We start from the raw sequence: 22,613 nt of genomic DNA, 5'->3' as shown, positions 1-22,613 counted from the left end.
GGCGGCCTCAGCCAACGCCGCGAGCGCCGCGCGCTGCGAGTCATCGAGTCGGCGCGGGACACGGTCGATGACGCACAGCGTGCCAATGCGCGCGCCGTCGGCCAAGGCCAGCGGCATGCCGGCATAGAAGCGGATGTCCGGCGCACCGGTCACCAGTGCGTTTTCGGCGAAACGGGCGTCGCGCGTCGCGTCCTCCACCTCGAGGAGGCTGCCGTCCAACAACGCATGGGCACAGAAGGCGAGCTCGCGCGGGGTTTCCTCCACACCCTCCAGCCCGAGGTTGGCCTTGAACCACTGCCGTTCCGCGTCGACGAGGCTGACGAGGGAGATCGGCGTGCCGCAAACGGCCGCCGCAGCCCGCACGATGGCGTCGAGTTCAGGTTCGGGCGGCGTATCGAGCAGGCCGAGTGCTCGCAGCGCGGCGAGGCGCTGCGTCTCGTCATCGGGAAGGCGGGCGGCTGGCATGGCGTTCCCGGGATGAAGACACCCGCAGTGTGCCACCCTCACTGCGCGCTGGGGTGCCGCCCTAGAAGCGCCCGGCCTGGAAGTCGGCGATCGCTTCGCGGATCTCGTCGGCGGTGTTCATCACGAAGGGCCCGTGCCAGGCCACCGGCTCGCGCAGCGGGCGCCCTGCGACGACGATCAACCGCGCGCCCTCGGCGCCGGCGCGCAAGGCAAGGTGGTCACCGTCCGACAGCACGGCGAGCTGGCCCGTGCGCACCTCAGCCTCTCCGCCGCTGGCGGCCAAGCGCAAGGCACCGCCGAACACATGCACGAAACCCTGGTGGCCGATCGCCATCGGGAGCGCGAGGCTCGCGTTGGGCGCCAAGACCACGTCGACGAAGAGCGGCTGCGTGGCTTCGGCCTGCACCGGCCCCGCGACGCCCGCCACCGCACCGGCGATCACCTTCACCGCCGCGATCGCGCCGGGCGTGTCGAGCACCGGCACTTCGAGGCCCGCGCCCTGCGCCAGCGCGGTGCCGTTGGCATCGAGCTGCATCACCGGCAGGTGCTCCGGACCGATGTCCTGGTAGCGCGGCGCGCGCATCTTGTCCTTCGCCGGCAGGTTCACCCACAGCTGGAAGCCGCGCATCTCGCCTTCCACCTGCTCGGGCATCTCGGAATGCACGATGCCGCGGCCCGCGGTCATCCACTGCACGCTGCCCGGCACCAGCAGGCCTTCGCCGCCCTTGTTGTCGCGATGGCGCATGCGCCCCTTGAGCATGTACGTGACGGTCTCGAAGCCGCGGTGCGGGTGCGGCGGGAAACCGGCGATGTAGTCCTGCGGCCGCTCGGTGCCGAAGGCATCGAGCATCAGGAAGGGATCGACCGGCGGCTGCTGCGGCGTGCCGATCAGACGCGTGAGCTTCACGCCGGCACCGTCGGAGGTCGGCATGCCGGTGGAGAGGCGCAGCACGTGTCGAGGCGCGTGCAGCACGGGCGCGGAAGCGGCGGGGATGGCGTTCATGCCGGGAATGCTCCACGCCCTGCCGAAGCCGCTCAAGGCGCAGGCCGGAACGCCGCATTGCGCGGCCGCAACGGCCGACGATGGCACACAGGCCTCGCCCGCACGGCCCGGACCTCGCGCGCTAGACCGTACCCCGGTTCTTGCCCATGAACGGCCGGTACCACGCGCGGATGCCGACCATGTCGACGTCGAAGTCGTCGCTGCAGCGCATCAGCGGGCCGATGCGGACGCAACGGTTGGGGTAATCGAAGGCCACGCAGAGCACGGGCACGTCGGCGGCGCGGGCGATCTTCCAGAAACCGGTCTTCCACTTATCGACACGGCGGCGCGTGCCCTCCGGCGCCAGCACGAACCACATGCGGTCCGCCTCACGCAGGCGCGTGGCCACCTGGTCGGCGACGCCACCCGGCGCGGCGCGGTCGACCGGGAGACCACCCATGCGTCGCATGTACCAGGCGAGGGGGCCGACGAAGATCTCCTTCTTCGCCATGAAGACCACGCCCAGATCCATGGCCAGCAGCATCGCGAAGCCCCATACCGCATCCCAGGCCGACGAATGCGGCGCGGCGATCACCACCAGTCGTGGCTCGTCGGGCCACTCGCCCTCCATGCGCCAGCGCCCGAGGCGGAGGATCGCCGTCCCGACGCGGCGCCACAGCGGCGCGGTGCCGCCACGCGGTGCATTCGGCGGCAGGACCGGGGCCGGGGCGTCAGCCGCGCGTGCCGTGATCGCATTCATGGTTCGCGCTCCCAGCGCCGCGAGGCGCGCTCCCGCTTCACCTGCGCGCGCTCACGCTTGCTGCCGAGCCGGCGCTCCTGCGAACCCTTCGTCGGCTTGGTGGCGATGCGCTTTTTCGGCGCCACGCGACAGGCTTCGATCAAGGCCTGCAGGCGCTCCCGCGCATCCTCGCGGTTGCGATCCTGCGTGCGGAAGCGCTGGGCCTGGATCACCAGCACACCGTCCTCGGTCATGCGCCGGTCGCGGCGCGCGAGCAGGCGGTCGCGCACGGCCTCGGGCAAGGTGGCCGAGGCGCGCACGTCGAAGCGGAGCTCCACCGCGCTGGCGACCTTGTTGACGTTCTGCCCGCCCGGCCCCGAGCTGCGCACGAAGCGCTCCTCGAGCTCGCTGTCGGGAATGGTGAGGGGCGGAAGCGCGGTCATTGCCGCGCAGTGTAAGCGCGGCACCGCAGGGCAGTCGTCGCCTCAGGCCGCCGGCAGTCGCGGATGGCCGAATTCGTCACGTTCCTCGCCGGCGGCGGCGTCGCCGATCCGCTCGCGCAGGCCACGGCCCGGGAAGGCCAGCGGCGGCTCGGCGCGGGCCACCTTCAACGCATTGCCGAAAGCGATCGCGGCACGCGGATCGTTCCCCGCGGCCATCAGGTCGCCCAGGGCTTCCCAAGCCTCGGCGCCGGCACCCTGCGCGATGGCGCGGTGGAAGTAAGTCTCGGCCTTGCCCGGCAACGCCTTGGCACGGCACAGGCGGCCCAAGGCCAGCAGCAGGGCGGGCGACGTGGAATGCGCGGCCAGCCAGGCTTCGGCCCGAGCGAGACGCTCGTCGCCGGAGAAGGTCGGCAGGGCACCGAACGCCGCCACCGCCTCCTCGTCCCAGCGCGCGTCGATGGCTTCAGCGAGCGCCTGGGCCGCCTGCGCCTCGACGTGCAGGGCGGCCGCGCGGCGTGCAAAAGCCACCAGCACCGAAGACTGGGCGCGCAGCGCGGGCGGCAGGCCCTTCCAGCGGATCAGCAGGGTGCCGGCTTCCTGGGCGTCGATCAGGGCGGACTCCGCGAGGCGGGTCTCGAGGGTCGCGAGGGCCGCAGCATCGGTGCCGCGCTCGCTGCGCAAGCGGGCCACCATCGGCAGCGCTTCGTCCGCGCGCCCGAGCCGCGCCAGCGCCTCGGCCCGGAGCAAGACGCCGGCGGGCGGCAGGGTCGTGCCGGCCGCGGCGGTGTCGAGGCTGGCCAGCGCTTCCAGCGCGCGGTCCTCCGCCAGCCATGCGGCACTCTGTTCGAGCGAAGCAACCAAGGGGTCGGCCTTGGACAAGGCCACGCGATGCGCCCGCACGCGTTCGGCCAAGCCGGCCGCACGGGCCGCGCCAATGGCGTGCAGCAGGGCAGGCACGCGATCGATGCTGCTGCGCTTGGCCGCCAGCGCGAGCAAGTGCTCGGCGCGCTCCGGACGACCCTGCTGCAGCGCGAGCAGGCCGTTGCTCAGGCGCTCGCGCGCCAAGCGCTGGGAATACTTCCGCACCGCGCGGAAGGGCAGGCGCAGCAGGGCGATCAGCCCAAGCAGCACGACGGTCGCGAGGCCCCAGGCCAGCGCCGCAACCTCGGCGCGCAGGCTCACCAAAGTGTCGCCCCATTGCAGCACCAGCAAGCCGTCCTGCTCGCGCAGCAACTGCCAACCGAAGCCCGCCAACAGGGCGATCAGCAGTCCCAGCAGCAGCGCGGGAAACAGCTTCATCGCGCCCCCTCGCTCCGCCGCTGCGCGCGAAGCTGGACCAGCGTGCTGCCGAGCACCGGCACGTCGAGGGCGAGGTTCGTCTTGGCGAGCGCATCAAGCCGGGCGGCTTCGGCCTCCAACGACGCGCTCGTGGCATACAGGCGGCGCATCCAGTCCTGCGCACGCGTGGCCGCGGCCTGCAGCCCATCGCTGTCGCGGCGCTCGATGGCCAAGCGTGCGAGGCCAAGTTCGAGGCGCAGGGCCGCGAGGCCGCGCTGGCGGTCGGCCGGGGCCAACAGGTCCTGCGCGCCGCGCGGACGCACGTCGACCAGCGCATCCAGCACCTTGTCGAGCGCCGACGCCGGAGCGGCCGGGGCCTCTTCGGCCGGCGCGGTCTCGAGCGCCGGCAGGGCGGCTTCGATGGCATCGATGGCCCCACGCGCCGCCAGCCTCGGATCGGGCGGCAGCGCGGCAAGCGCCGCCTGCTCCTGCGCCAGCGACTGGCGGAGGTTCACGTACTGCGGCGCCGTGAGAGCGGACAACAGCCCGTCGGCGAAACCGTAGGCGCGGCGCGCGCCATCGATATCGCCGGACAGCGCCAGCCGCGTTTCCGCGAAACTCAACAGCAAGTCGACCTCGTCGAGACGGAGCGCGATACCGCTCTCGCCCTGCGGGCCGGCCGCGACCTGCTGCACGCTTTCCTCGAGCAGGGCCGTGCGCTGGCCCCAGCCGAGCAGCTCTTCGCGCTGCACGGTGCTCCGCGCCTCGAGATCGGCGAGCCGCTGCGATGTCCGCGACTGCCCGCGCTCGATCGAAGCGATCGCCTGCTCCACCGCCAGCAGGCGCTGATCGAGCACGGCGTTCGAGAGCGGGTCCGGCGCGGCCTCGGGCGCAGGCCGCGTGAACCACCACCACGCACCGGCACCGCCGGCGGCCAGCAGGGGAAGGGCGATCAGCAGCGGGCGGAGCAACGGGCGATCCATCGAGGGCGTCATCAGGGGGGTGCGCGGCGCAGTGCCGCGAGCGTCATTGTACGTTCGGTACGCGCGACGCCGCCGCGACGAGCGCCGACGGCGTGGGGCCTTCGGCGGCGAGCACCCGCACGAACCCGGCGTGGGCGGCCAGCGCCGCGAGCCGCGGGCTGCTCACCACCACCGGTCGCGCCCGCAAGGCGCGGCCCCGGACCGATGAGGCGTCCGGAAGGAGCGCCTCGAGCCGGCCGAAGGCTTCCGCGCTGCTGGCCACCAGCACGGCGCCGGGATCGTCGGCAAAAGCCGCGAGGCGGCGCGCCTCGCCCCTCAGATCGGCGCGTTGGTAGACCTCAGCCACCCGCACCTCGGCGCCGCGTTCGCGCAGCGCCGGCACCAGCAAGCCGCGGCCACCCGGCGCCGTGATCACACCCAGCGCAAGCCCGCCGACCGACTGCAACTCCGCCATCGCCAGCACGCCTTCGCTGTCCATGCGCGCTGGCGACCGCGCATCGGCCACGCCCGCACGGCGCAGCGCGGCGGCCGTGCCGCTGCCGACGGCGAGATCAAGGCCCTCGCGACACAGTCCACCCGCCGCCTGGAAGGCCGCGAAGCGCACCGCTGCCGGGCTGGTGTAGAGCCGGATCGGCGCGGCCAGTGCCGCGGCGAGTTGCGCGACTTCGGGGCGCGCGACCAGGCGCTGCAACGGCAGCACGCGCAGGCGGAATCCCGCGCCTTGCGCCAACCGGCGCAGCGCCGCATGCTCGCCCGCCGGCCGCAGCGACCACAGCGTCGATGTCGTTGGCGTGTCCATTCCCGAACTCTCGCACAGCGCCATGGCCGACGACGCCGTTTCCCGCCTCCAGTCCCTGCTCGACGCGATGCCGCCCGTGGCCGCGCTCGGCGTGCGCGTGACCCGCTGCGACGCCGAGCGCGTGGTGCTGGAAGCGCCGCTGGGGCTCAACGTCAACGACAAGGCCTGCGCCTTCGGCGGCAGCCTTGCCAGCCTGCTGACCCTGGCCGGCTGGGGCGCATTGGAGTCGGCGCTCCACGCCCGCGGCGTCAAGGCCGAGGTCTATGTCGCGGACAGCACGTTGAAGTACCACGCGCCGCTCTATGCCGACCTCATTGCGGTGGCCGAGGTGCCCGGCGCCGAAGCACTCGACGCCCTGCTGAGCAAGCTGGCCCAGCGCGGGCGCGGCGGCATCGTGCTGGAAGCGTCGGTACGCGATGCCACGGGCCAACCGATCACCACGCTCAGCGCCCGTTATGCCGCCGTCGCCTCCCACTGACATACTCGCCTCATGAGCCGACTCCCCCGCATCGCCCTCGCCCTCCTCGTCGCGCTGCTCGCCGCCTGCAGCAGCGGTGCGGGCAGCAAGCCCGACGCCCTCGACCGCACGCTCTACGACTATTCCGGCGCCATCCGCTGGAACAACTTCGAGGTCGCCTGGGACATGGTCGACCCGAAGGTGCGCGAGGCCAAGCCGCTCAGCGATTTCGAGCTCGAGCGCCTCAAGCAGGTGCAGATCACGAACTACAACCTCGTCGCCAGCGTCACGCTGCCGGACGGCCGGATCGCCCGCGAAGTCGAACTCGGGGTGGTCAACCGCCACACCCAGGCCGAGCGCGTGGTGCGCGTCCGCGAGATCTGGCGCTACGACGAGGAGGCGGAGCGCTGGTGGCAGACCGAGGGCCTGCCGGTCCTCGCGCAGGACCGCTGATTCCCTGGCCGGGCCGCCGCCGCGCTGGTGGCCGGCCCCGGGCCGACGGATAATGCCGGCCCTTCCGTTCCCCTGAGGCCCCGATGTCCTGGGACCAGCTCACCGCCTTCGCCCAATCCTCTCCGCTGCTCAGCCTGGCGTTCGCCGGCCTGACGGTGGCCGTGATCTTCACCGAGGTGAAGCACCGCCTGTCCGGCATCGCCGGGCTGTCGCCGGCGCAGGCCACCCTGCTGATGAACCGCGAGGACGCCCTCGTCGTCGACGTCTCGCCGGCCGCCGATTTCGCCAAGGCCCATATCCCCGGCTCGGTCTCCGCGCCGCTGGCCGACCTCGATCCGGACAAGCACAAGCAGCTGTCGAAGGCCAAGGAGCGCCCGGTCATCGTCACCTGCCGCACCGGCATGAGCGCCCACGGGGCCGCCGCGAAGCTCAAGAAGGCCGGCTTCACCAAGGTCAGCGTGCTGGACGGCGGGCTGGCCGGCTGGCGCCAGGCCGAGATGCCGGTCGGCAAGGGTCGTTGAGCCACCGGGGCTTCCGCCCCCTTGCCCTCCCCTTCCGGCGCCCCCATCCGGAAATCCGGCGCATGCGATACTGGCGCGCTGACCCATTCCTTTCTCTGATTCGGAGTTCCACCCGTGGCTGACGAAAACATCCAGGGCGCCGCCGGCGCCGACCAGCAGGCCCAGTTCGCGATCCAGAAGATCTACGTCAAGGACATCTCGTTCGAGGCCCCGGGCACCCCGATGGTGTTCAACGAGCAGGGCAATCCCGACCTGAACCTCAATCTGAACCAGAAGGTCGGCAAGCTGGCGGACGACGTCTACGAAGTCATCCTCGGCATCAATCTCACCTGCAAGCTCGGCGAAAAGACGGTCTACATCGTCGAACTCGAGCAGGCGGGCATCTTCGGCCTGAACGGCTTCGACGAGCGCAACCTCGACTTCATGCTCGGCACCTACTGCCCGAACGTGCTGTTCCCGTACGCCCGCCAGATGGCGTCGGAGCTGATCCAGGCCGGTGGCTTCCCGCCCTTCTACCTGCAGCCGATCAACTTCGAGGCGATCTACGCCGAGAGCCTGCGCCGCCGCGCCGAACAGCTGAAGTCGGCCAGCGCCCCGGCCGTCGGCAACGCCTGATCCGCCACTGGATCGTCCGCCCGGCCCACCCGCCGGGCGATGCACCGCCCCGCTTCGAGAGGACGCCCCCATGACCGCGACGACCACCGTCACCGTGCTGGGCTCCGGCTCTTGGGGCACCGCCCTCGCCGCGCAGATGGCGCGGCAGGGCCACGACACCCTGATCTGGGGCCGCGACGCGGCCCAGGTCGAGGGCATCAACGCCCGCCACGAGAACACCCGCTACCTGCCGGGCGTGGCGCTGCCGCCGAGCCTGCGCGCCACCACCGATTTCGAGGCGGCCGTGCGCGCCGCGTCGATGCTGCTGGTGGTGACCCCCAGCCACGCCTTTACCGAGACGATCCGCCGCCTGGCCCCGTTGCGCCCGGAAGGCTGCGGCGTGGCCTGGGCGACGAAGGGCTTCGAACCCGGCACCGGGCGCTTCCTGCACGAAGTCGCTGGCGAACTGCTCGGCCGCGGCGTGCCGCTGGCCGTGGTCACCGGCCCGTCGTTCGCCAAGGAGGTCGCGCAAGGCCTGCCGACCGCCGTCACCGCGCATTCCGATGACGCCGACTTCGCCCAGCTCGTGGCGGAGAAGCTGCACGGCCCGGCGTTCCGCGCCTACACCGGCACCGACATGCTCGGCGCCGAACTCGGCGGCGCGATGAAGAACGTGCTGGCCGTGGCCACCGGCGTCGCCGATGGCATGGGCCTCGGGCTCAACGCCCGCGCCGGCCTGATCACCCGCGGCATGAACGAGATGCTGCGCCTCGGCGCCGCGCTCGGCGCACGCCCGGAAACGCTGATGGGCCTCGCCGGCGTCGGCGACCTGGTGCTCACCTGCACCGGCGACCTCTCGCGCAACCGCCGCCTCGGACTCGCGCTGGGCAAGGGCCAGACCCTCGCCGAAGCCGTGGCCGCCATCGGCCAGGTCGTCGAGTCGGTGCAGACGGCCGACGAAGTGATGCGCCAAGCCGATGCCCACGGCATCGAGCTGCCGATCAGCCACCAGGTGCAGCGCGTGCTGCATGGCGAGATCACGCCGGTGGAAGGCCTCAAGGAACTGCTGGCGCGCGAGCAGAAGCCGGAATACCCGGAAAGCCTGTTCCGCGACCGCTGAGCGCCGCTCGGAAACGACAACGCCCGGCCGAAGCCGGGCGTTGCGGGTGACGGAAACGCTGCCGGGAAACGACAGCGTCCTCGCGGGTGGATCAGAAGCTGGCGCGCAGGCCGACGGTGTAGATCTCGCCGTCGTCGTTGTCGAACTCGACTTCGCCGGTCACGCCCCAGGTCGGGCTGAACTTGTACTGCAGGCCGGCCGTGTAGGTGAAGTCGTCGCCGAACGCGTCGACGTCGCGGTAGTTCACCTTGCCGAGGTACTCGAAGTTCTCGGTGAAGTTGCCGCGGACGCCCGCAGACACGCGATAGCCGTCGACGATGTCGAGGTCGGTGTGCGCCGCTTCGGCGACCAGGTCGACGTTGTCGGAGAGGTTCAGGGCGTAGCCAAGGCCGAGCTCCCAGAAGTCGGCGTCGGCGCCGCGCTCCGAGAAGTTCTGGTAGTTGCCGAGGGCGTAGAAGCCGGTGTCGGCGAACTCGACCGAGCCGCGCACGCCGAAGCCATCGATATCGCTGTCGATGTTGTTGTAGGTGCCTTCGACGTAGGTGTAGCTGCGCTCGGCGGCGTTGGCCGACAGCGGCAGCATGGCGACGAGGGCGAGGGCAATCAGGGTCTTCTTCATGGCGTTTCTCGTTCTTGTGTGGGGAGTCGCGAAGCCGGGGCTGGGCGACGGCTACAGAAAAACAGCCGCGCAGCGCAGCGACAACCCAACGAAGAGTGAACATTCAGCGCAGCATTGGCATTGAATCCGCGCGTTGCTGACCACGGGGACTTGCGGTTGCGGAAGATGCGACCCTGCGTTTTCTCAAGCGTCCGCCGCGCCGTGACTTCCGGCATAACCGCACTGCCGCCACGCTTCGAACACGGTAACGGCAACGGCGTTGGAGAGATTGAGCGAGCGATTGCCTTCGCGCATCGGCAGCGCGATGCGCGCGCCGACAACGAATCGCGCGAGCACCTCGTCGGGCAGGCCGCTCGTCTCGCGACCGAACAGGAAGGCATCGCCTTCGCGATAGGTGACGCGGTCGAAGCGTGTCGCTTCCCCGGTCTCCACCACCCACCAGCGCGTCGGACCGATCGCTGCGATGCAGGCATCGAGGTCGTCGTGCACGCGCATCGTCGCGAACTCGCGGTAGTCGAGCCCGGCGCGGCGCAGGCGGGCGTCGTCGACGTCGAAGCCCAGCGGGCGCACCAGGTGCAGGGTCGCGCCGGTGTTCGCGCACAGGCGGATCGCGTTGCCGGTGTTGGGCGGGATCTCGGGTTGGAACAGCACGACGTGGAACATGGCGATCAGGCGGCCGCGAAGGCCGCGAGTATCGCCGCGTCGACGCGCGCTGTCAGGCGCCGACGCGACAAGCGCGAAGCGGTTCGGCGGCGAGGCGCGAGAACGCCTCGGCATCGGCCGCCTTCGGGGGCTCGGGGAACTCGATGCGCACCTTCAGCGGATCGTCGCCGGCGTCGTCGCGCAGGTTCGACAGCCCCTCGAAACGCAGCAGGCGCTGGTCGCGCTCGGCGTAGACCACGTCGATGTGCGGGGCGATCCAGCCCAGCAGGCCGCCCAAGCGCAGGCGGAAGCGCCGATCACCGGCAGCATCAACCTCGTCACCCTCGACCTCGTACACCTTGAAGTCGTAGCTGGTCAGGCGCGACGGCACGAGGAAGGCCATCGGCACGCTCTCGCCAGCCGTGAGGCGCGGCCATTCACGGCGCACCCACTGGTCGAAGCCGGCATCGGCGACGAGATTGCCCTCGGGGAGCGGCGCCTGCTGTGGTTCGGCGTCGGGACGATCGACGAAGACGCGAGGGGCGCCACCGGTGCGCGACACGCCTTCGCGGTAGCCGCTGCGCACGTCCTCGAACTGGAAGGACGGCGCGGCCGCGGCACCGCGATAGTCGACGCGCTTGCGCGCGAACGGCGTGCCGTCAACGCAGCGGTAGACGACCAGCCGCTCCAACAACCCGCCATCCGGCGCGGCGCGCATCAGGTGCTGCTCCCGGTAGAGGGCCTCGCCGCTGTCGAGGTCGGCGGCGAGGCCGACCTCCTCGCGATAGGCGGCCGACGCCGGCAGCGCGGCGAAGAAAAGACCCGCGGCCAGCATGCCGATGGGGCGAGCGCGACGCAGTTTGGATGGGCGCATCACCATGGCAAGGTCTCCCCGGAATAGTCGATGAAGTCGCCGCGGACATCGGCCGGCAGCGTGTCGATCACCCGCAGCATCCCGCTCACCGATTCCGGTGCCTCCAGCGGTGCAGCAGGGCCACCCATGCCGGTCTTCACCCACCCCGGGTGCAGGGCGACGCTGCGGATGCCCTGCTCCGCCATCGGGATCGCCGCCAACCGCACCGCCATGTTCAACGCGGCTTTCGAGACCGCGTAGCTCGGGGTGTAGAAGCTTTGCGTCGCGCCGATCGAGCCCAGCACCGAGCTCAGCCAGGCGACCGCGGGGGCGCGGCCCTTGGCCAGCAGCGGCGTCGCCGCCTCGGCGAGCAGCAGCGGTGCCAGCGTGTTGGTCTCGAAGGCGGTGCGAAAGGTGGCGGCGTCGAGCTGGCCGAAGCGCTCCCCCGAAGCCAGCACGCCGGCGTTGTTGATCAACAGGTCGATGGCGCCCCAGTTGGCAGCAATGTCGTCGAGCAGGGCGGCGCGGGAGGCCGGATCGGTCAGCTCGAGTGCCCGCACCTGCAGGCGCTCCGGGTGCTCGCCAGCCAGGGCAGCGAGGGTCGCGGCCTCCCCGGGGCGGCGGCAGGCGGCGAGCACGGCGTCGCCGCGGGCCAGCAGTTGCCGCACGAATTCGAGGCCGAGGCCGCGGGAGGCCCCGGTCACGAGGACACGGCGGCGGGCGGGTGGTGCGGGCGAGGAGAGGCTCATGGCGCCATCTTGGGCATTCTGGCGGTGGCGCGAGTGTCAACAAAAGCGAAGGACGGCGTGAGGCCATGCCATCCGGCAGGGGTGGGCGCCGCGGTGGCCGGTTACGCTCCAAGGATCATCCACCGCGGACGCTCGCCCATGCCCCTGCTTCGCCCCCTCGCCATCGCCCTCGCGGCCTCGCTCGCGCTGGCCGGCTGCCAGCCCGCCTCCGACGCCGGCAGCGCCCCCGCCGCGCCGGCCGAGACCAATGTCCAGATCCCGTACGAAACCTTCACCCTGCCGAACGGGCTGCGCGTGGTCGTGCACACCGACCGCAAGGCGCCGATCGTCGCGGTCAACGTCTGGTACCACGTGGGCAGCAAGGACGAGGAGCCGGGCCGCACGGGCTTCGCGCACTTGTTCGAGCACCTGATGTTCCAGGGCTCGGAGAACTGGAAGGGCGAGTTCTTCGAGCCCTTCGAGCAGGTCGGCGCCACCGACCAGAACGGCACGACCAACAACGACCGCACCAACTACTTCCAGAACGTGCCCACCACCGCGCTCGACCTCGCGCTGTGGATGGAGTCGGACCGCATGGGCCACTTCGCCGGCGCGATTTCGGAAGACCTGCTCGACGAGCAGCGCGGCGTGGTGCAGAACGAGAAGCGCCAGGGCGAGAACCAGCCCTATGGCCGCGTCCGGGATTTCCTCGCCGAGAAGCGCTACCCGGAAGGCCACCCCTACAGCTGGGGCGTGATCGGCTCGATGGCCGACCTCAACGCCGCATCCATCGAAGACGTGAAGCGCTGGTTCTCGGCCTGGTACGGCCCGAACAACGCCGTGCTCGTTCTGGCCGGCGACATCGACGTCGAGACGGCGAAGGCCAAGGCCGAGCAGTTCTTCGGCCACATCCCGGCCGGCCCGACCATGCCGCAGCCGGCCCTCAACGTGGCCGCCCGCACCGAAAGCACGCGCTTCGAGATGAGCGACCGCGTGCCGCAGGCGCGCCTGTACCGCACCTGGAACACGCCGCAGTTCGGCACCGCCGAGGCCCAGAAGCTCTCGCTGCTCGCGCAGGTTCTGGCCGGCTCGCGCAGCTCGCGGCTCGACAAGCGCCTGGTGTTCGGCGAGCAGCTGGCCGACAGCGTCAGCGCCTTTTCGTGGGGCAGCCAGCTCAGCGGCATGTTCATGCTGCAGGTCGACATCAAGCAGGGCGTCGACCCGGCGCGCGTCGAAGCCATCGTCAACGAGGAGATGGCCAAGCTGCTCGCCGAGGGCCCGACCGCGGCCGAGATCGACCAGGCCCGCACCGTGTTCAAGGCCGGCTTCATCCGTGGCGTCGAGCGCATCGGTGGCTTCGGCGGCAAGGCCGACGTACTCGCCGAGTGCACCGTGTTCACCGGCGACCCGGGCTGCTATCGCAACGACCTCGACACGCTCGATGCCGCCACGCCGGCCAGCGTCCAGGCCGCCGGCAAGGCCTGGCTGGCGCAGGGCGACCTGACCCTGCTGGTCACGCCGGGCGACCGCCCGGCCCTGGTGGTCGACGAGAGCACGGCCCGCGAAGGCTACGTCTCGCCGCCGATCCCGGCCGTCGATCCGACGTTCACCACCGTCGCCAGCAGCGTTGATCGCAGCGCCGGCCCGCCGATGCCGGCCAGGTTCCCGGGCTTGAGCTTCCCGGCCCTGCAGCGCGCCACGCTGTCGAACGGCATCAAGCTCGTCGTCGCCGAGCGCCCCGGCCTGCCGGTGGTGCAGATGAACATGCTGTTCGGCGGCGGTTTCGCGGCCGACCAAGGCCGCAAGCTCGGCACCTCGAGCTTCGCCATGGGCATGCTCGACGAGGGCGCCGGTGACTACGACGCCCTGCAGTTCGGTGATCGCGTCGAGTCGCTGGGCGCCCAGCTCGGCAGCTCGGCCGCGCTGGATGACAGCAGCGCCTTCCTCTCGGCGCTCACCGAGAACCTCGACGCGTCGGTCGCGCTGTACGCCGACATGCTGCGCCGCCCGCGCTTTGACGAGGCCGACATCGAGCGCGTCCGCGCCCAGTGGCTGGCCAGCATCAAGCAGGAGAAAGCCCGCCCGAACGCGCTGGCCAACCGCCTGCTGCCGCCGCTGATGTACGGGGCCGGCCATCCCTACGCGATCCCGTTCTCCGGCTCGGGCACCGAGGCCTCCATCGCCTCGCTGACGGTCGACGACCTGAAGGCCTACCACGCCGATTTCGTGCGCCCGGACAACGCCACCCTGATCGTCGTCGGCGACACCACGATCGAGGCGATCACGCCGATCCTCGAGAAGCACTTCGGCGACTGGAAGGCCCCGGCCACGCCGGTGCCGCAGCCGACGATCGCCGAGGTCGCTCTGCCGACCGCGCCGCGCGTCCACCTCGTCGACCAGCCGGGGGCCATCCAGGCCACGATCCTCGCCGGCCAGCTCGCGCCCTCGACGACCGATGACGGCTCGGTGGAGTTCGACATCGCCAACTCGGTGCTCGGTGGCGAGTTCAGCTCGCGCCTCAACATGAACCTGCGCGAGGACAAGAGCTGGGCCTACGGGGCCTACAGCTTCAGCTCGGGCGCCAAGGGCCAGCGCCCGTGGATCGCCTTCGCGCCGGTGCAGATCGACAAGACCGCCGACGCGCTGAAGGAAATGCAGCGCGAGATCGCCGCCTACGCCGACGGCAGCGAGCCGGCCACCGCCGAAGAAGTGGCGAAGATCCAGGCCACGGAGATCCGCAGCCTGCCGGGCTCGTTCGAGACGGCGAATGCGGTGCTCGGCCAGATCGGCGGCATCGTGCGCTACAACCGCCCGGACAACTGGGTGGAAGTGCGCCGCGGCCGCATCGAGGCCCTCGACCCGACCGGCGTGAACGTAGCGGCCAAGACGCTCGACCCGAAGGCCCTGACGTGGGTGGTGGTCGGCGACCTGTCGAAGATCGAAGCCGAAGTCCGGGCCCTCGGCCTGGGTGAGGTGCGCATCATCGACGCCGACGGCAACCCGGTGGGCGACGCGACGGCGGCCCGCTGACCCGTCGCGGTCCCGGCGGGCGCTTTCGCGCCCTCCGGGCTCATCGCCGATTTATCGAACGCCCGGCACAATCCGGGCGTTCGCATTCCTGAACACCTTGGAGAGCCCCGATGCGCCTCACCCCCGCCCTGCTGCTGGTCGCCACCCTCGCCACCGGCCTGTCGGCCTGCACTTTCGTGCAGATCCAGCCCGGCGGGCAGACCATCCGCGTCGTCGCCCCCGGCCAGACCCTGACCTGTGAGAAGCGCGGCGAGATCGGCGTTTCCGTGAAGGACCGCCTCGGCCCGCTGGAGCGCAACGACCTGAAGGTGCGTGACGAGCTGGAAGTGCTGGCCCGCAACGAGGCCCCGGGCCTCGGCGCCGACACCGTGCAGCCGATCAGCGAGCCGATGGACGGCGAGCAGCGCTGGGCCGCCTTCCGCTGCGGCGGCGCGGTCGGCAACGCCCCGGCCAGCACCGGCACCCGGGTGGAGGCCCTCCCCGAGGACGAGGCCGAGGTCACGCCGCTCCGCGAAGACTGAGCCGGGCCGTGGGGGCCCCTCCCCATCGGGGGGGTCCATACGCGCCCCGGGAGCGGGGCGCCCGGGGCTGCGCTAAACTCCGGAGTTCGTTTACTCCGGGTCCCTGCCCATGCTGTTCCAGCACGTCTCCATCGCCGGTCTCGCCCATATCGACGCGCCCCACGCGCTGTCGTCCGATGAGATCAACCTGCGCCTGAAGCCCACGCTCGATCGCCTGGGCATCAAGACCGACGTGCTGCGCGATGTCGCCGGCATCAATTCGCGCCGCTTGTGGGACGAGGGCAAGCCCACGGCCGACGCCGCCACCGACGTGGCCCGCAAGGCGATCGCCGAAGCCGGCATCGACCCGGCCAAGATCGGCATCCTGATCAACACCTCGGTCTCGCGTGATTTCCTCGAGCCCTCGGTCGCCTCGATCGTCTCGGGCCAGCTGGGCCTGCCGGACACCTGCCAGAACTTCGACGTGGCGAACGCCTGCCTCGCCTTCATCAACGGCATGGACATCGCCGGCCGGATGATCGAGCGCGGCGAGATCGACTACGCCCTGATCGTCAACGCCGAGAACGCCAACGTCGTCTACCAGAAGACGATCGAGCGCCTGAACCGCGAAGGCATCACGCACGACGAGTTCCGCAACGAGTTCGCCAGCCTCACGCTCGGCTGTGGTGCCGCCGCCATGGTGCTGGCCCGCCGCGAGCTGGTGCCGGACGGCCCGCAGTACCGCGGCGGCGTCACCCGCGCGGCCACGCAGTGGAGCCACCTCTGCCGCGGCAACCTCGACCGCATGGTGACCGACACCAAGATGCTGCTGATCGAGGGCATCAAGCTGGCCCAGCTCACCTTCGGCGCCGCCAAGCAGGCGCTGGGTTGGGCCGTGGAAGAAATGGACGAGTTCGTCATCCACCAGATCTCGCGCGCCCACACCGAAGCCTTCCTGAAGACCTTCGGCATCGACCCGCAGAAAGTGCTCACCATCTTCCACGAGCACGGCAACATCGGTCCGGCTTCGGTGCCGATCGTGCTGTCGAAGCTCAAGGAGATGGGCCGCCTGAAGAAGGGCAAGCGCATTGCCCTGCTCGGCATCGGTTCGGGCTTGAACTGCTCGATGGCGGAAGTGGTCTGGTAAGGCCCGCCGCCCCCTGATGCGACGCGAGGGCCGGGCGACCGGCCCTTGTCATTGAAGCGCCCGCCCGGGCACGACCCGATCGCCGCGCAAGACCGAAGGATTCCGATGCCGCTCCTCGACATCACGCTCCCCGACTACCCCTTCACCCCGCAGCGCTTCGACCGCGGCGCCGGCATCGCGATGAGCTACCTCGACGAGGGCCCGCGCGACGGCGAGGTGGTGCTGATGCTGCACGGCAACCCGTCGTGGAGCTTCTACTGGCGCCACCTGGTGCGGGGCCTGAGCAACCGCTACCGCTGCATCGTGCCCGACCACGTCGGCATGGGGCTCTCGGACAAGCCGGACGACAAGCACTACCGCTACACGCTGCAGTCGCGCATCGAGGACCTCGAGAAGCTGCTCGAGCACCTCGGCATCACCGGTCCGATCACCCTCGCGGTGCACGACTGGGGCGGCATGATCGGCTTCGGCTGGGCGCTGAAGCGCCGGGGCCTCGTGAAGCGCCTGGTGATCACCAACACCGCGGCCTTCCCGCTGCCGACCGAGAAGCCGCTGCCTTGGCAGCTGCAGCTCGGCCGCAACTACAACATCGGCGCGGTGATGATCCGCGGCTTCAATGCCTTCGCCGCCGGCACCATCGACCAGTGCGTGTCGACCAAGGTGTCGCCCGAGGTGCGCGCGGCCTACGTCGCGCCCTACAACTCGTGGAAGAACCGCATCAGCACGCTGCGCTTCGTGCAGGACATCCCGCTGTCGCCGCGCGACAAGGCCTGGGCCTTCGTCGAGGAGTCCGGCCGGACGCTGCACGAATACGCCGACCGCCCGGCCTTCATCGGCTGGGGCCTGCAGGACTTCGTGTTCGACAAGCACTTCCTGAAGGGCTTCACCGACGCGCTGCCGAAGGCCGAAGTGATGGCCTTCGAGGACGCCCACCACTACGTGCTGGAAGACAAGCACGCGGTGCTGGTGCCGGCGATCCGCCGCTTCCTCGACGCCAACCCGCTCTGACCCCGCGACCATGACGGCGACCGCCAACATCGCCGCCGTGCTGCCGCGCATCGCGGCCGAACGCCCCGAGCAGCCGGCGATGCGCTGCCCGGGTGGCCAAGGCGCCGACGGCTTCGCCCGTTACGACGTCGTGCTGACCTACGGCGAGCTTGATCGTCGTTCGGATGCGATCGCCGCCGGCCTGCAGGCCTACGGCATCCGCCGCGGCATGCGCACCGTGGTGATGGTGCGGCCCTCGCCGGAGTTCTTCCTGCTGATGTTCGCGCTGTTCAAGCTCGGCGCGGTGCCGGTGCTGGTCGATCCCGGCATCGACCGCTCGGCGCTGAAGCAGTGCCTCGACGAAGCCGCACCCGAGGCCTTCATCGGCATTCCGCTGGCACAGTTCGCGCGCCGCGTGTTCCGCTGGGGCCTGAGGACGATCCGTCGGGTGGTGACGGTGGGCACGCGGGCCTGGCCGCTGTGGGCCGGCGAGACGCTCGCCCGCCTCGAGCGCAAGGGCGCCGCCCTGCTGGCGGCGAAGGCCGCGCGTGGCGAAGCGACGGCGATGCTCGCCGACACCCACGGCGACGAAGTGGCCGGCATCCTCTTCACTTCCGGCTCGACCGGCGTGCCCAAGGGCGTGGTCTACCGCCACCGCCACTTCATCGCGCAGATCGACCTGCTGCGCGACGCCTTCGGCATCGCGCCGGGCGGCGTCGACCTGCCGACCTTCCCGCCCTTCGCTTTGTTCGATCCGGCGCTGGGCCTGACGTCGATCATCCCGGACATGGACCCGACGCGGCCGGCGAAGGCCGACCCGCGCAAGCTGCACGACGCCATCCGCCGCTTCGGCGTCACCCAGCTGTTCGGTTCGCCGGCGCTGATGCGCGTGCTCGCCCAACACGGCGAAGCCCTGCCGACCCTGCAGCGCGTGACCTCCGCGGGCGCGCCCGTGCCGCCCGACGTTGTTTCGACCATGCGCAGGCTGCTGCCGGAGGACGCGCAGTTCTGGACGCCTTACGGCGCGACGGAGTGCCTGCCGGTGGCGGTGATCGAAGCGCGTGAACTGGAAACCACGCGCGAGGCCACCGAGGGCGGGGCCGGCACCTGCGTGGGCCGCCCGGTCGCGGCCAATACCGTCCGCATCATCCGCATCCTCGACGACGCGATTTCGTTCTGGCGCGACGACTACGTCGTGGGCCCGGGCGTGATCGGCGAGATCACCGTCGCCGGCCCGAGCGCCACCGACGAGTACTTCGCGCGCCCCGAGGCGACGCGCATGGCGAAGATCCGCGAACGCGTCTCCGCCCGCGAGGAGCGTGTCGTCCACCGCATGGGCGACCTCGGCTATTTCGACGCCGAAGGCCGACTGTGGTTCTGCGGCCGCAAGAGCCACCGCGTGGAGACCGCCGGCGGCCTGATGACGACGGAACAGATCGAACCGATCTTCAACACGCACCGCCGCGTCGCGCGCACGGCGCTGGTCGGGGTCGGCGTGCGCGGCATGCAGGCGCCGGTGCTGTGCGTCGAGCTGAAGGACGGCGTGCCCGACAGCGAGTGGGTGCATGTGCAGGCCGAACTCGAGCGCATGGCCATGCGCAATCCGAAGACCGCGCGCATCCACCATTTCCTGCGCCATCCGGGCTTCCCGGTGGACATCCGCCACAACGCCAAGATCGGCCGCGAGAAGCTCGCCGAGTGGGCGAAGGCCCGGCTGCGCGGCGTCCTCCACTGAGCCGCGACACGGCGCGCGCGACCCTCGACCCATGAAGATCCTCGTCACCGGCGGCGCCGGTTTCCTCGGCCAGGCGATCTGCCGCGGCCTGCAGGCCCAGGGCCACACCGTCGTCAGCACGCAGCGCCGCCACTCCGCGGAGCTCGACGCGATGGGCGTCGAACAGCGCCTCGGCGACCTCGCCGACGCGGACCACGTGATGCGGGCCCTCGAGGGCGTCGAGGCCGTGTTCCACAACGCGGCGAAAGCCGGGCACTGGGGCAGCGAGCAAAGCTACATCGACGCGAACGTGACCGGCACGACGAATGTGCTCGGCGCCTGCCGCGCCCATGGCATCACCCGTCTCGTCTACACCTCCACACCGAGCGTGGCGCACAACGGCCGCGTGCCTTGCGAGGGCGGCAACGAAAGCAACACTCCCTACGCCCCGGCGTTCAAGGCGCCCTACCCGCGCACCAAGCAGATCGCCGAGAAAGCGGTGCTGGCCGCGAACGGCACGCCCGTCACTGGTGGCGGCACCTTGAGCACCGTCGCGCTCCGCCCGCGGCTGATCTGGGGCCCCGGCGACACCAACCTGCTGCCGCGCCTCGTCGAGCGCGCGCGCGCCGGCCGCCTGCGCTTCATCGCCGGCGGCCACAACCGGATGGACACCAGCTACGTCGACAACGCCGCCGACGCACACCTGTTGGCCTTCGCCGCGCTGGGCCCCGGTTCGGCCTGCGCCGGCAAGGCGTACTTCATCTCGAATGGCGAGCCGCAGCCGGTGCGCGAGATCGTCAACGGCCTGCTGGTCGCCGCCGGCGAGCCGCGCGTCGAGGCCAGCGTGCCCTTCGGCGTGGCCTATGCCGCCGGTACGCTGTGCGAAGTGCTGTGGCACGCGCTGCCGCTGAAGGGCGAACCGCCGATGACGCGCTTCGTCGCCGAGCAGCTGGCGACGCCGCACTGGTACGACCTCTCCGCAGCGAAGCGCGACTTCGGCTACGTGCCGCAAGTGACGGTGGCCGAAGGCCTGGCACGCCTAACGCGCTGGTGGCGCGACACGCACTGAGTTGCGGCATGCTTCGGCCTTCTTCGGCCGGAGCTCCCCATGCGTCGACTCGCCCTGGGTTCGCTGATCCTCATCGCGCTCGCGTTGCCCGCGTGCACCCGCCCCTCGAACGAGGCGCCAGCGCCCGATGCGTCGCCGGCCGTGGCGGCGCCCTCCATGCACCTGCTCGTCGCGGCACGCATCGCCGGCAGCGAGGCGCCCGGCGCCAACGCGATGGTTTGGGACGACACGGGCCGCATCATCGCGATCGGCGGTGCCGATGACCTCGCCGCCCGCTTCCCGGCGGCGACGCGCCACGACGCCGGCGACGGCGTGGTGATGCCCGGCCTGATCGACGCGCACGGCCACCTGATGAACCTCGGCTTCGCCCTGCTGCGCGCCGACCTCGTCGGTGCGACGAGCAAGGCGGAGATCATCGAACGCCTGCAGGCCTATGCCGCGACCGTGCCCGCCGACGCCTGGATCATCGGCCGCGGCTGGGACCAGAACGACTGGCCCGAAAAAGACTTCCCGACCGCCGCCGACCTCGATGCCGCCTTCCCGGACCGCCCGGTGTGGCTGGAGCGCGTCGACGGCCACGCCGGCTGGGGCAACAGCGCGGCGATGCGCGCCGCCGAGGCGAAGCACGGAAAAACCTTCGACGGCGATTGGCAGGTGGATGGCGGCCGCATCCTGCGCGAGGGCGACAAAGCGACCGGCGTCTTCATCGATGCGGCGGCGACCTTTATCGATGGGGCGGTGCCAGCACCGTCCGAGGCCCTGCGCGAGGAAGCCTTCGAGCGCGCGCTGGGCGCCGCAGCCGCCAGTGGGCTGACGGGCGTGCACGACATGGGCGTCTCGCGCGCCGACCTCGCCCTGTACACGCGCTTCGCTGATGCCGATCGCCTGACCCTGCGCGTCGAGGCCTACGCCGACGGTGATCGTGACGCGCTCGCCGACCGCTGCGCGCAGGGCGCCTACGTGCACGACGGCGGACGCCTCGCGATGCGCGGCGTGAAGGTCTACATGGATGGCGCGCTGGGCAGCCGTGGCGCGGCGCTGATCGCCGACTACAGCGACGAGCCCGGCCATCGCGGCCTGTTGCTGATGCGCCAGGAGGCGCTCGAATCGCTGCTGTCGAAGATCAAGGGCTGCGGGCTGCAGGCCGCCACGCACGCCATCGGCGACCTCGCCAACCGCCTCGTGCTCGACGGCTACGCCAAGGTGCTCGGCCCGGACGCCGGCGCGAGCGACCACCGCTGGCGCATCGAGCATGCGCAGGTGGTGTCGCCGAAGGACCTGCCGCGCTTCGCCGAACTGGGCGTGATCGCGTCGATGCAGCCCACGCACGCCACCTCGGACATGCCGTGGGCCGAAGCACGGATCGGCGCCGAACGCATCCGCGGCGCCTACGCGTGGAAGACGCTGAAGGACGGCGGTGCCCGCCTCGCGCTGGGTTCCGATTTCCCCGTGGAATCGGTCGATCCGCGCCTCGGCCTGCATTCGGCGGTGACGCGCCAGGACCTCGAAGGCCTGCCGCTCGGCGGCTGGCAGCCGCAGGAACGCCTGACGATGGTGGACGCCCTCGCCGGCTTCACCGCCGACGCCGCGTTCGCCAACCGGCGCGAGGGCGAGCTCGGACGTCTCGCGGAGGGCTATCGCGCCGACTTCGTCGTGCTCGACGCCGACCCGGCGGCCATCGATGCGGCGGCCGTGCCGACGCTCGTCGTGCGCTCCACCTGGGTGGACGGCGAGCCGGTGTACCAGCGTCCAGCCGACGCGGCGACGACGCCCTGAGGAACGGCGCGACGCGGCTCAGCGCCCGTCGCGCTTCCAGGGCCGGATGAGGCCAGGCCGAGCCGCGGGCCGCGAAGGACCGGAGTCTGCTTCGAGGGACGAACCGCGCGCGCTGTGCGTCGCCACGCGCGGCGCCCCGCTGCGACGGAGGCGGGCCGGCAACTCGGGGGCCCGCACCTCGCGCCATTGCCCAGCCGCCAATCCATCCAGCGTGTACGGGCCGATGGCCTCGCGCACCAGCCGAAGGGTGGGCAGGCCCACCGCGGCGGTCATGCGCCGCACTTGGCGGTTGCGCCCCTCGCGGATCACCAGCCGCAGCCACGCGTCGGGCACGGTCTGGCGCACGCGCACCGGCGGATCGCGCGGCGGCAGCCACGCGGGGGCTTCGATCACCGCGACCTCAGCCGGCTTCGTGGGGCCGTCGTTGAGCTCGAGGCCGTCGCGCAGTCGCTGCAGCGCCTCGTCGGTCGGCGTGCCCTCGACCTGCACGAGGTAACTCTTCGGCCAGTCGAACTTCGGCGAGCCGATCGCAGCCACGAGGGCGCCATCGTCGGTGAGCAACAGCAGGCCCTCGCTGTCGAAGTCGAGGCGGCCGGCGGCATACACGCCCTTGGGCAGGCCGAACCCCGCCAGCGTTGGCCGCGGCGGGACGCTGCGGTCCGTGAACTGGCAGAGCACGTTCATCGGTTTGTGGAAGGCCACGAGCATGCCCTC

General features: G+C 71.1%; 22 protein-coding genes and 2 pseudogenes. 12 read left to right on the top strand and 12 right to left on the bottom strand.

Annotated features, from left to right (window positions below; all coding sequences use genetic code 11):
• Positions 1-9: 9 nt before the first annotated feature.
• The 7 genes and pseudogenes from O9255_RS09055 to O9255_RS09025 all read right to left on the bottom strand — a co-directional run.
• Positions 10-507 (bottom strand): annotated as a pseudogene (locus O9255_RS09055) (GAF domain-containing protein); the annotation flags it as partial.
• 19 nt (positions 508-526) lie between these two features.
• A complete protein-coding gene (locus O9255_RS09050; protein ID WP_297866532.1) occupies positions 527-1,468 on the bottom strand; it encodes a pirin family protein in 942 nt (313 codons plus the stop codon).
• 121 nt (positions 1,469-1,589) lie between these two features.
• On the bottom strand, positions 1,590-2,207 hold the full coding sequence (locus O9255_RS09045; protein WP_297866531.1) for a 1-acyl-sn-glycerol-3-phosphate acyltransferase: 618 nt from the start codon (positions 2,205-2,207) through the stop codon (positions 1,590-1,592).
• Positions 2,204-2,629, bottom strand: coding sequence for an alternative ribosome rescue aminoacyl-tRNA hydrolase ArfB (gene arfB, locus O9255_RS09040; RefSeq protein ID WP_297866530.1), 426 nt, complete (start codon positions 2,627-2,629; stop codon positions 2,204-2,206). Before arfB ends, O9255_RS09045 begins: the two co-directional genes overlap by 4 nt.
• 42 nt (positions 2,630-2,671) lie before the next feature.
• Positions 2,672-3,928, bottom strand: a complete 1,257-nt coding sequence (locus O9255_RS09035) for a heme biosynthesis HemY N-terminal domain-containing protein (protein ID WP_297866529.1) — start codon at positions 3,926-3,928, stop codon at positions 2,672-2,674.
• Positions 3,925-4,890 (bottom strand): uroporphyrinogen-III C-methyltransferase, encoded by a 966-nt coding sequence (locus tag O9255_RS09030; RefSeq protein WP_297866528.1) that lies wholly within the window; start codon positions 4,888-4,890, stop codon positions 3,925-3,927. The genes O9255_RS09035 and O9255_RS09030 overlap by 4 nt, the downstream gene beginning before the upstream one ends.
• 43 nt (positions 4,891-4,933) lie before the next feature.
• The gene (locus O9255_RS09025) at positions 4,934-5,689 is read right to left on the bottom strand and encodes a uroporphyrinogen-III synthase (RefSeq protein ID WP_297866527.1); all 756 of its coding nucleotides are present in this window, start codon (positions 5,687-5,689) and stop codon (positions 4,934-4,936) included.
• Between O9255_RS09025 and O9255_RS09020 the strand changes: the two genes are divergently transcribed.
• The 5 genes from O9255_RS09020 to O9255_RS09000 all read left to right on the top strand — a co-directional run bounded on the left by O9255_RS09020 (position 5,682) and on the right by O9255_RS09000 (position 8,834).
• The gene (locus tag O9255_RS09020; RefSeq protein ID WP_297866526.1) at positions 5,682-6,167 is read left to right on the top strand and encodes a YiiD C-terminal domain-containing protein; all 486 of its coding nucleotides are present in this window, start codon (positions 5,682-5,684) and stop codon (positions 6,165-6,167) included. The genes O9255_RS09025 and O9255_RS09020 overlap by 8 nt on opposite strands.
• Positions 6,168-6,179: 12 nt before the next feature.
• On the top strand, positions 6,180-6,599 hold the full coding sequence (locus O9255_RS09015) for a hypothetical protein (RefSeq protein ID WP_297866525.1): 420 nt from the start codon (positions 6,180-6,182) through the stop codon (positions 6,597-6,599).
• An 83-nt stretch (positions 6,600-6,682) separates the two neighbouring features.
• Positions 6,683-7,120, top strand: a complete 438-nt coding sequence (locus O9255_RS09010) for a rhodanese-like domain-containing protein (RefSeq protein ID WP_297866524.1) — start codon at positions 6,683-6,685, stop codon at positions 7,118-7,120.
• Positions 7,121-7,234: 114 nt separating this feature from the next.
• Positions 7,235-7,735, top strand: a complete 501-nt coding sequence (gene secB, locus O9255_RS09005; RefSeq protein WP_297866523.1) for a protein-export chaperone SecB — start codon at positions 7,235-7,237, stop codon at positions 7,733-7,735.
• A gap of 70 nt (positions 7,736-7,805) precedes the next feature.
• A complete protein-coding gene (locus O9255_RS09000; protein WP_297866522.1) occupies positions 7,806-8,834 on the top strand; it encodes an NAD(P)H-dependent glycerol-3-phosphate dehydrogenase in 1,029 nt (342 codons plus the stop codon).
• A 91-nt stretch (positions 8,835-8,925) separates the two neighbouring features.
• Here O9255_RS09000 and O9255_RS08995 read toward each other — a convergent pair whose 3' ends face one another.
• The 4 genes from O9255_RS08995 to O9255_RS08980 form a co-directional block, all read right to left on the bottom strand.
• Positions 8,926-9,453 (bottom strand): outer membrane beta-barrel protein, encoded by a 528-nt coding sequence (locus O9255_RS08995; RefSeq protein WP_297866521.1) that lies wholly within the window; start codon positions 9,451-9,453, stop codon positions 8,926-8,928.
• A 183-nt stretch (positions 9,454-9,636) separates the two neighbouring features.
• A complete protein-coding gene (locus O9255_RS08990; protein ID WP_297866520.1) occupies positions 9,637-10,116 on the bottom strand; it encodes a tRNA (cytidine(34)-2'-O)-methyltransferase in 480 nt (159 codons plus the stop codon).
• Positions 10,117-10,168: 52 nt separating this feature from the next.
• Complete coding sequence (locus tag O9255_RS08985; protein WP_297866519.1) at positions 10,169-10,969, bottom strand: hypothetical protein; 801 nt, start codon at positions 10,967-10,969, stop codon at positions 10,169-10,171.
• A complete protein-coding gene (locus O9255_RS08980) occupies positions 10,969-11,697 on the bottom strand; it encodes an SDR family oxidoreductase (RefSeq protein ID WP_297866518.1) in 729 nt (242 codons plus the stop codon). Before O9255_RS08980 ends, O9255_RS08985 begins: the two co-directional genes overlap by 1 nt.
• A gap of 138 nt (positions 11,698-11,835) precedes the next feature.
• On the opposite strand from O9255_RS08980, the gene O9255_RS08975 reads away from it, so the two are divergent.
• From O9255_RS08975 to O9255_RS08945, 7 genes are all read left to right on the top strand, one after another.
• Positions 11,836-14,706, top strand: coding sequence for a pitrilysin family protein (locus tag O9255_RS08975; protein ID WP_297866517.1), 2,871 nt, complete (start codon positions 11,836-11,838; stop codon positions 14,704-14,706).
• Between the two features lie 110 nt (positions 14,707-14,816).
• Complete coding sequence (locus tag O9255_RS08970; protein ID WP_297866516.1) at positions 14,817-15,227, top strand: DUF4156 domain-containing protein; 411 nt, start codon at positions 14,817-14,819, stop codon at positions 15,225-15,227.
• 109 nt (positions 15,228-15,336) lie between these two features.
• Positions 15,337-16,353: a 3-oxoacyl-ACP synthase III gene (locus O9255_RS08965; protein ID WP_297866515.1), complete on the top strand. Its 1,017-nt coding sequence runs from the start codon at positions 15,337-15,339 to the stop codon at positions 16,351-16,353.
• Positions 16,354-16,473: 120 nt separating this feature from the next.
• On the top strand, positions 16,474-17,361 hold the full coding sequence (locus O9255_RS08960) for an alpha/beta fold hydrolase (RefSeq protein ID WP_297866541.1): 888 nt from the start codon (positions 16,474-16,476) through the stop codon (positions 17,359-17,361).
• Positions 17,362-17,371: 10 nt separating this feature from the next.
• Positions 17,372-19,075 (top strand): olefin beta-lactone synthetase, encoded by a 1,704-nt coding sequence (gene oleC, locus O9255_RS08955; protein WP_297866514.1) that lies wholly within the window; start codon positions 17,372-17,374, stop codon positions 19,073-19,075.
• A 31-nt stretch (positions 19,076-19,106) separates the two neighbouring features.
• Entirely contained in the window at positions 19,107-20,123 is a 1,017-nt protein-coding gene (locus O9255_RS08950) for an NAD-dependent epimerase/dehydratase family protein (RefSeq protein ID WP_297866513.1), read from the top strand.
• A gap of 39 nt (positions 20,124-20,162) precedes the next feature.
• Entirely contained in the window at positions 20,163-21,899 is a 1,737-nt protein-coding gene (locus O9255_RS08945) for an amidohydrolase (protein ID WP_297866512.1), read from the top strand.
• A gap of 174 nt (positions 21,900-22,073) precedes the next feature.
• Here the strand turns inward: O9255_RS08945 and O9255_RS08940 are convergent.
• Positions 22,074-22,607: pseudogene (locus O9255_RS08940) on the bottom strand (pseudouridine synthase); the annotation flags it as partial.
• Positions 22,608-22,613 lie beyond the last annotated feature (6 nt).

Origin of the sequence: Silanimonas sp. (genome assembly GCF_027530345.1) — a bacterium.
Classification (GTDB): domain Bacteria; phylum Pseudomonadota; class Gammaproteobacteria; order Xanthomonadales; family Xanthomonadaceae; genus Silanimonas.
This window is presented reverse-complemented; position numbering and strand designations above follow the sequence as displayed.

Coding starts and splice junctions, on each gene's coding strand:
- O9255_RS09050 (WP_297866532.1), bottom strand. CDS start 1,468: ATGAACGCCATCCCCGCCGCTTCCGCGCCCGTGCTGCACGCGCCTCGA.
- O9255_RS09045 (WP_297866531.1), bottom strand. CDS start 2,207: ATGAATGCGATCACGGCACGCGCGGCTGACGCCCCGGCCCCGGTCCTG.
- arfB (WP_297866530.1), bottom strand. CDS start 2,629: ATGACCGCGCTTCCGCCCCTCACCATTCCCGACAGCGAGCTCGAGGAG.
- O9255_RS09035 (WP_297866529.1), bottom strand. CDS start 3,928: ATGAAGCTGTTTCCCGCGCTGCTGCTGGGACTGCTGATCGCCCTGTTG.
- O9255_RS09030 (WP_297866528.1), bottom strand. CDS start 4,890: ATGGATCGCCCGTTGCTCCGCCCGCTGCTGATCGCCCTTCCCCTGCTG.
- O9255_RS09025 (WP_297866527.1), bottom strand. CDS start 5,689: ATGGACACGCCAACGACATCGACGCTGTGGTCGCTGCGGCCGGCGGGC.
- O9255_RS09015 (WP_297866525.1), top strand. CDS start 6,180: ATGAGCCGACTCCCCCGCATCGCCCTCGCCCTCCTCGTCGCGCTGCTC.
- O9255_RS09010 (WP_297866524.1), top strand. CDS start 6,683: ATGTCCTGGGACCAGCTCACCGCCTTCGCCCAATCCTCTCCGCTGCTC.
- O9255_RS09000 (WP_297866522.1), top strand. CDS start 7,806: ATGACCGCGACGACCACCGTCACCGTGCTGGGCTCCGGCTCTTGGGGC.
- O9255_RS08995 (WP_297866521.1), bottom strand. CDS start 9,453: ATGAAGAAGACCCTGATTGCCCTCGCCCTCGTCGCCATGCTGCCGCTG.
- O9255_RS08990 (WP_297866520.1), bottom strand. CDS start 10,116: ATGTTCCACGTCGTGCTGTTCCAACCCGAGATCCCGCCCAACACCGGC.
- O9255_RS08985 (WP_297866519.1), bottom strand. CDS start 10,969: ATGCGCCCATCCAAACTGCGTCGCGCTCGCCCCATCGGCATGCTGGCC.
- O9255_RS08980 (WP_297866518.1), bottom strand. CDS start 11,697: ATGAGCCTCTCCTCGCCCGCACCACCCGCCCGCCGCCGTGTCCTCGTG.
- O9255_RS08975 (WP_297866517.1), top strand. CDS start 11,836: ATGCCCCTGCTTCGCCCCCTCGCCATCGCCCTCGCGGCCTCGCTCGCG.
- O9255_RS08970 (WP_297866516.1), top strand. CDS start 14,817: ATGCGCCTCACCCCCGCCCTGCTGCTGGTCGCCACCCTCGCCACCGGC.
- O9255_RS08965 (WP_297866515.1), top strand. CDS start 15,337: ATGCTGTTCCAGCACGTCTCCATCGCCGGTCTCGCCCATATCGACGCG.
- oleC (WP_297866514.1), top strand. CDS start 17,372: ATGACGGCGACCGCCAACATCGCCGCCGTGCTGCCGCGCATCGCGGCC.
- O9255_RS08950 (WP_297866513.1), top strand. CDS start 19,107: ATGAAGATCCTCGTCACCGGCGGCGCCGGTTTCCTCGGCCAGGCGATC.
- O9255_RS08945 (WP_297866512.1), top strand. CDS start 20,163: ATGCGTCGACTCGCCCTGGGTTCGCTGATCCTCATCGCGCTCGCGTTG.